Annotated in this window: 7 protein-coding genes and 1 pseudogene; 7 read left to right on the plus strand and 1 reads right to left on the minus strand. The window is 58.5% G+C overall.

The features are described 5' to 3' along the window. Positions 1-107: 107 nt before the first annotated feature. Both EN939_RS15005 and EN939_RS15010 read left to right on the plus strand, forming a co-directional pair. A complete protein-coding gene (locus EN939_RS15005; RefSeq protein ID WP_236382739.1) occupies positions 108-1,253 on the plus strand; it encodes an AAA family ATPase in 1,146 nt (381 codons plus the stop codon). After that, complete coding sequence (locus tag EN939_RS15010; protein WP_127268629.1) at positions 1,240-3,462, plus strand: S8 family peptidase; 2,223 nt, start codon at positions 1,240-1,242, stop codon at positions 3,460-3,462. Before EN939_RS15005 ends, EN939_RS15010 begins: the two co-directional genes overlap by 14 nt. A gap of 5 nt (positions 3,463-3,467) precedes the next feature. Here the strand turns inward: EN939_RS15010 and EN939_RS15015 are convergent, their stop codons facing one another. Next, a complete protein-coding gene (locus EN939_RS15015) occupies positions 3,468-3,836 on the minus strand; it encodes a helix-turn-helix domain-containing protein (protein ID WP_127268630.1) in 369 nt (122 codons plus the stop codon). A 157-nt stretch (positions 3,837-3,993) separates the two neighbouring features. Here EN939_RS15015 and EN939_RS15020 point away from each other — a divergent pair, with 157 nt between their 5' ends. The 5 genes and pseudogenes from EN939_RS15020 to EN939_RS15040 form a co-directional block, all read left to right on the plus strand. Continuing rightward, the gene (locus tag EN939_RS15020; RefSeq protein WP_127268631.1) at positions 3,994-4,329 is read left to right on the plus strand and encodes a multiubiquitin domain-containing protein; all 336 of its coding nucleotides are present in this window, start codon (positions 3,994-3,996) and stop codon (positions 4,327-4,329) included. A gap of 4 nt (positions 4,330-4,333) precedes the next feature. Then, entirely contained in the window at positions 4,334-4,747 is a 414-nt protein-coding gene (locus EN939_RS15025; RefSeq protein ID WP_127268632.1) for an E2/UBC family protein, read from the plus strand. Then, positions 4,732-6,144 (plus strand): ThiF family adenylyltransferase, encoded by a 1,413-nt coding sequence (locus EN939_RS15030; RefSeq protein ID WP_236382736.1) that lies wholly within the window; start codon positions 4,732-4,734, stop codon positions 6,142-6,144. The genes EN939_RS15025 and EN939_RS15030 overlap by 16 nt, the downstream gene beginning before the upstream one ends. Beyond that, a complete protein-coding gene (locus EN939_RS15035) occupies positions 6,141-6,503 on the plus strand; it encodes a DUF6527 family protein (protein ID WP_127268633.1) in 363 nt (120 codons plus the stop codon). The genes EN939_RS15030 and EN939_RS15035 overlap by 4 nt, the downstream gene beginning before the upstream one ends. A gap of 157 nt (positions 6,504-6,660) precedes the next feature. Continuing rightward, a pseudogene (locus EN939_RS15040) lies at positions 6,661-6,948 on the plus strand (EamA family transporter); the annotation flags it as partial.

The raw sequence follows: 6,948 nt of genomic DNA on the forward strand, positions 1-6,948 counted from the left end.
ATATATTATAAGAAATTGGAAGAATATTTCACGCAGGCGGTTTCATTTTCTTTCACGGCTATGTAGGCTTCATAGGAGGTGAGGATTTGGGCCGAAATGGATACGCCGTGACAACCACAACGTCGAAATTGGAAAAAGACATAATCAATCTGGCGCGCATCGCCTTATCAGGTCGGACGCAAGACGTAATGCAGATGGTGCATCGGATGGCCAAAAACCATCGCGACAATGCACCAGACCTGTCGAACGGTCTCGTGGAGTTGATGCGGGAAGCTCCCACGCGCGCTTCGCCCCTCCGTCGGCAAACGGAGGCTGTGTTGCCTGTCGACGTCGATACGCGCTTCGCCTTGTTGCGGATCGAAGAAACACCGGCGTTGGATCATGAGCCGATCTTTTCCGCTGAAGTGGACGAAGGGCTATCACGCATCGTTGACGAGCGCGCACACGCGCAGGCGCTCCTGAAGGTCGGACTTGAGCCTACACGGTCGGCCATCTTCACTGGACCGCCCGGAGTCGGCAAAACGATGGCGGCGCGGTGGGTCGCCCGCGCGCTAAAGCGTCCGTTGCTTATCCTCGATCTCGCAGCTGTAATGAGTAGCTATCTGGGCCGCACCGGAACAAATCTCCGGCACGTTCTCGACTACGCAAAGTCGATGGACTGTGTTCTCCTCCTTGATGAATTGGATGCGATCGCCAAGCGCCGTGACGACCGGGGCGAGATCGGTGAATTGAAGCGACTCGTTACGGTCTTGATCCAGCAAATCGATGACTGGCCGGCGACGGGACTGCTTCTTGCGGCGACAAATCACTCTGAGCTTTTGGACCCAGCCATCTGGAGACGTTTCGATCTTTCGATCGAATTTCCGATGCCGGACGCGAGAGGCATATTCTCTTTCGCACAAGCGGCTTTGGCGGGCCACACGGAAAAGTCAGATCAATGGGCGGCAGCCTTGTCTGGGGCGCTGCTCGGCAAATCGTTTAGCGATATTGACCGAGATCTCAAATCGGCTCGTCGCACCGCTACAATCCGGGGCGGCGAACTCACCGACTATCTCACAAATCTTGTTCGACCTGACACCCTCGGAAAACCAGAGAGGATTGCTCTCGCCCGTACACTTGCGAATGAGGGACTAATGTCGCAACGGGCGGCGCAGCAACTCACGGGCGTTGCGCGCGAGACGATTAGGGGTGGTGGAACGTCGATGCTAAAGCCGACGTCACGCGGAAAGCGAGCACGAAATGGCGAAGCGTAATTTCCTCCTGGGAAAAGGCGAACGACTAACGAGCAATGTCGTCGTTCGCGGAGGGGCGCCGAACAAACAGGCCCCCTACACGTTCGCAGAAGCCCGTGAGCGGCTGACGCCCATGCTGGCCGCGACCGTGGAAGCACTCAACGAGTTGCCGGAAGCGGCATGCCCGGATGGTCAGGCCGTTGCGTCGGTGACACTCAATCCCGAATATATCGCCAAATCCTTCTATCCGTCCGATCTGTTTCGGCAGACTGGATTGCAGGCGGTGGGCAGCCGCCCGCGCCGCATCAAGCCAGCCAAGAAATCCAAGGGACGGGAGCCTCAGGAAACGCTCACCACGGAGCTGTTCGTGCTTGGCCCAAAGGATGCGTTCCGTTCGTGGGAACGGTCCCTTCCCGCCTGGGTCTCCGGGACGCATCTTGCGGAAGATATGGTGACGATTGAAGAGATTGCCGCTCCGACGGCGCGTGACAAAATCAAGGGTCCGCTTCCCAAAAGCAAGGACGCGGTGTTCGAAGTCGTCCTTCACACCGATCAGCTTTTCGGAGAAACTGAGGCTCTCCCTGCATTTCAAAAGTATGTCCGGTCGCTCGGTATCGATCAGAAGTTTGACAAGCGCTTTTATGCAGGCGGGCTGTGCTTCCTCGAACTTGAGGCGCCGGTCGCACTCGCTGACGAGATCGCCACGTTCACGATCGTTCGCGCGTTGCGGGAGATGCCGCGGCTTCGAATTCTCCGTCCGGCTTTTCGTACATCCGGCGTGCCGTCGCAGTCACTGACGCTGCCAACGAAACCCGCCCTCGACCCATCCATCAAGACTGCGATATTCGATGGCGGGCTTCCGGCCACGCATCCGCTTGGCCCTTGGTCAACAGCGATCGACGGTCCGCATGTTGGCGCGTCACATCCCGAACTGCTTAAACACGGGCTGCAAGTTACATCGGCGCTGCTATTCGGACCTCTCGATCCAACCAAGCCTGTGCCGGTCCCCTACTCCAATGTCGATCACTACCGCGTGCTCGATATGACGCCCGGGCAAAACCCGCACGAGCTCTACGAGGTTCTCGAACGCATCGACACCGTTCTCAACAATACCGACTACGACTTCGTCAATCTGAGCCTCGGCCCGAGTCTCTCCATTGAGGACGACGATGTCCATGCCTGGACCGCAGTGCTCGACGAACGGTTTTCGCAGGCCGACACACTGGCAACGATCGCCGTCGGCAACAATGGCGAAGGCGACGCCGCCATGGGGTTCAACCGCATCCAAGTGCCGGCTGATTGTGTCAACGCACTCGCGATCGGCGCCGCAGATTCTCCAGATACGCCTTGGCAGCGAGCGGCATATAGCGCCGTAGGCCCCGGCCGCAGTCCGGGCTTGGTGAAGCCGGATTTTGTCGAATTCGGCGGCTCGATGCAAAGACCTTTTCTCGTTGTCGCGGAAGGCGGGGTCAGCAAACTGGATCCAACCGGCGGAACGTCGTTCGCCGCTCCGAGCACGCTCCGTCTCGGGACCGGTATTCGCGCACATTTCGGGCACAATCTCAACCTGCTCGCCGTGCGAACGCTGCTCGTCCACTCGATTGAGGCGAGCGAGATTCCGCACAACGAAGTCGGCTGGGGGCGCCTGGCGCGCAATATCGACGACATCGTTCTTTGCGAGGACGATATGATCCGTGTGATTTATCAAGGCAAAATTTCGCCCGCGAAATACATTCGGGCGATGGTGCCGATGCCCGACAGCGAATTGTCCGGCATGGTCGAGATCACGGCGACGCTTTGCTACAAATGCAACACTGATCCGCATCATCCCGGCAATTATACGCGTGCGGGTTTGCAGGCGACCTTCCGGCCGCATGACGAGAAGTTCAAGAAAGACGATCAGGTTCACCCGAATACCAAGTCGTTCTTCGGCGACCCCGGACTCGGCGCCGGGGAAGACGAACTGCGCCGCGATGCCTGGAAATGGGAGAATTGCCTGCACGCGAGCAGACGGCTCAACGCGAAGAGTCTCAGCCGGCCATCTTTTGACATCCACTACAATGCGCGTCTCGAAGGCCGGAGTTTCTCGCCGGCCGAGCAGCTTCCCTACGCACTCGCCGTGACAGTCCGCGCGCGCAAGATCGCAGATCTTTACGACCAGATCGTACGAAAATACGCCACGGTGCTGGAGCCCATCAGGCCGGTGGTTGACATTCCGGTGCGGACATAGGGAGGCTATTTCGAACTGCGAAGGAACCGAAGATATTCCAACAGTTTGACGTCTTCTTCGGGTGAAAGATTGAGCTCTGTAAAGCTGTTGCGCGCCGGCTTGTGCGCCGAAGTCTTCGAAGTGACGGCGTAGCCCGCCATCTGCATCAGCTGCTCGTAGTTTATTCGGTACACCTGCGCGAGAACATGGAGCACGTTGGGCGACGGTTTCTTGATCTTGCCGTTCTCAATCTGGCTCAAATACGCGTTCGAGACTTCGCGTTTTGTGGCTGTTTCGACCTCCCGCAGTTTCATGCCGCGGTCTTCACGAATCGAGGCCAAATACTGCCCAAGGCTTGCCTTCAGTTCAGTTTTTCGTTCAATCGTGTTATTCATTCTTCACCATAACCGTTTGATTCCTTTCGGATTATAACACTTTTTGCTCAGTCTGTCAAGCGTGCTAATTTCTGCTTGACGTTCTTAGCAAGCTTCTGCTAGTATGCAGAAAGTTGCCGGCAAAGGGATCGGCATCGCCACTTGAAGGAACATAAAAATGGATACCCACGAGAACGGGATCGATCCCGGTGAAGAACAGGTCCTCGACGACATCATCGACCTCGAGGAATACGCCAAGCTTGGCAAGCAGCCCCCGCTCGCGAAAGGATACCGGCTGCAGGTCAACGGCAAGCCGTATGTCATCCTGAAGCCGAATCCGACCGGCGAGGAAATCCTGACGCTGGCGGGTCTCCTGCCCGCCAAGGACTATACGCTCCGCCTCAAAATGGCGGGCGAGCGCCCCGAGAAGATCGGGCTGCACGAACCTATCGACCTGCGCCGCAAGGGTATCGAAAAGTTCAAGGCCTTGCCCCGCGACCAGACGGAGGGCTGACAAGATGTCCCTGCGCCGCAACTTTGAACTCGGGGAGGAGGACGAGGCGTTCCTCCAGCAGTATGAGCGTCCGTGGGAGACCATCATCGACGGATCGCCATGGGTGCTTATCCACGACTTTCCCGTGCCCAAGGGCTACGACCATGACAAGGTCATAGCGGCGATCCGGATCGAATCCGGCTATCCGCATGCCCAGCTCGATATGGTTTACTTCTATCCCGGACTCCAGCGCATCGACGGGCAACCGATCGGGCGCACGGAAGCACGGCAGGCCCTGGACGGAAAGACGTTTCAGCGCTGGTCGCGGCACCGCACGGGAGCGAACCCGTGGAAACCCGGCTTCGACAATTTGGGCACGCATATCTTCCTCGTGGAAGAATGGCTTGAGCGAGAGTTCGAAAAATGCCCGGCAAAATGAGCCTCGCCCTATCGGGCGATCAGCACGCTCATCTGAAGAGCTTCCTCTTCCCCGGCGACGGCTGCGAAGCCGTCGCTATTCTTCTTTGTGGCCGCCGCAACGGTGACCGCGTGCACCGGCTGACGGTACGCGAAATTCATGAGGTTCCATACGATCAGTGCCTTGAGCGTTCGCCAATTCGCGTGGTTTGGAGTCCCGATTACATCGCGCCGATCCTGGAGAGAGCCACCGAGAAGGGGCTTTCTATCATCAAGGTGCACAGCCATCCGGGCGGATATCCTGAATTCTCGGACATCGACGATGACGGCGATCACCGGCTTCTACCGATGATCCGCGGCTGGGTTGAGGCGAATATCCCGCACGGCAGCGCGGTCATGTTGCCTTCTGGTGAAATGTTCGGCCGCGTGCTGCTCGACTACGGCGTCATGCGTTCCTTGAGCTGCATCAGCGTGGCGGGCGATGACCTCCTCTTCTGGTATCCGAACAGCGGCAACGTCGAGGTTCCGAGTTTCGCCGCCTCGCATGCGCAAGCGTTTGACGAAGGCACGATCGAACGCCTTGGCAAGCTTTCCATCGGCGTTATCGGCTGCTCGGGAACGGGCAGTCCTGTGATCGAGCAGCTGATGCGTCTTGGGGTCGGCGAACTTGTCATCGTCGATGATGATGCGATCGAAGATCGCAACGTCAATCGGATCATCAACTCCACAATGGAAGATGCCCGGCTGGGCCGGAAGAAAGTCGACGTGATCGGCGACGCCATCGACCGAACCGGTGTTGGCACCAAAGTCATTCGGCTGGCCCAAAATCTGTGGGACCCGGACGTCGTCCGTGCGCTTGGACAATGCGATGTGCTCTTCGGTTGCATGGACACGGTTGATGGACGCTACCTGCTGAACTGTATCGCAACCCAGTATCTCATCCCCTACTTCGACATCGGAATAAGGCTCGACGCCGTACGTGATGGGTATAATCGCGGACAGATTCGGGAAGTGTGCGGGACGATCCACTACCTACAGCCAGGCCGCTCGTCGCTGATGAGCCGCGATCTGTTCTCGATGGATGACGTGTCGGCCGCGGGACTACGCCGCACAGATCCCGAGGCGCATCTATTGCAGGTCGAAGACGGCTATATCAGAGGTGTCGCAAATCGCCGACCCGCCGTGATCAGCGTAAACATGCTGGCCGCGGCACTTGCCGTTGATGAATTCCTCGCCCGGCTTCACCCGTTCCGCGAGCTGGTCAATCGGGAGTATGCAAGCGTTACGTTCAGCCTCGCCAGCATGGAACTGATCACCGAGCCCGAAGTAGGAATATGCTCTATCCTGTCCTCGAAAGTGGGCCACGGCGATGTCCGCCCGCTTCTGGGCATACCAGAGCTCGGAAAGCGGACTACATGACCTGGCTGATTCAGTTTCTGGCGTGGCTGCTTTCGCTCCCGGGGCGCTGGTTCGATCGACCATACAAGACGATCGTCGTGCGGATCGCACTCCCTGGAAAATTGCGTAAGAAGACCCTCTACGTTGTCGAAGAAGACGGCTTCGAAGAACAAGCCGCAATGCTCTGCCCTCGCTGTCACGACCACATCCTTCACATGAATCTGCTGCCCGACGAGCGACCCTGCTGGAAAGTGACGCGGCATGAAGACGGCACAGCGACGCTGCACCCCTCCGTCTGGAGGAAAAAGGATTGCGGTGTTCACTTCTGGTTCCGTCATAGCCGTGTCGAGTGGGTGAAGGAAACGACGACGCTGCAATAGGTTGGTAATCCCATGGACGTTACCCTTCCTCGCTCCGTCGAAGAGATAGGACGGCCGAGCGTGGCTTCCTTCTCAGCCTTTCAAAACGGATGCACGACCCAGCGACACAGGCTATGTTGCCCCGTCCGGCCGAGGTCGTCGAAGGGGGAGGCATGACATGCAGGCAATGCCGATAGCGCATCAAGCCGCGCAACCCGTGGTCTCCCTGACCGGCTATCCGGCCGCCGTGCTGTGCTGGCTGCTTTCGGCTGGTGTCTATATCGCGGCCAAATGGGTGGCGCCTGAAATGCCGCCCTGGGGCCTCTGCTTCTGGCGGCTGACGCTGGCCTGCGCCATCCTGCTGCCGATCGTGCACCGTCATCACGACGCGATGATCGGGCTTTTGCGAACGCGCGCCGTGGAGGTCGTCGCCGTGGGGGCGATCGGCCTCACGCTGTGCCAAGGT

The sequence above is a fragment of the Mesorhizobium sp. M7A.F.Ca.CA.002.05.1.1 genome, from assembly GCF_003998335.1.
Taxonomy (GTDB): Bacteria; Pseudomonadota; Alphaproteobacteria; order Rhizobiales; family Rhizobiaceae; genus Mesorhizobium.

Excerpts from the sequence above, each read along its gene's own strand:
- EN939_RS15010 (WP_127268629.1), top strand. The coding sequence starts at position 1,240 with ATGGCGAAGCGTAATTTCCTCCTGGGAAAAGGCGAACGACTAACGAGC.
- EN939_RS15015 (WP_127268630.1), bottom strand. The coding sequence starts at position 3,836 with ATGAATAACACGATTGAACGAAAAACTGAACTGAAGGCAAGCCTTGGG.
- EN939_RS15020 (WP_127268631.1), top strand. The coding sequence starts at position 3,994 with ATGGATACCCACGAGAACGGGATCGATCCCGGTGAAGAACAGGTCCTC.
- EN939_RS15025 (WP_127268632.1), top strand. The coding sequence starts at position 4,334 with ATGTCCCTGCGCCGCAACTTTGAACTCGGGGAGGAGGACGAGGCGTTC.
- EN939_RS15030 (WP_236382736.1), top strand. The coding sequence starts at position 4,732 with ATGCCCGGCAAAATGAGCCTCGCCCTATCGGGCGATCAGCACGCTCAT.
- EN939_RS15035 (WP_127268633.1), top strand. The coding sequence starts at position 6,141 with ATGACCTGGCTGATTCAGTTTCTGGCGTGGCTGCTTTCGCTCCCGGGG.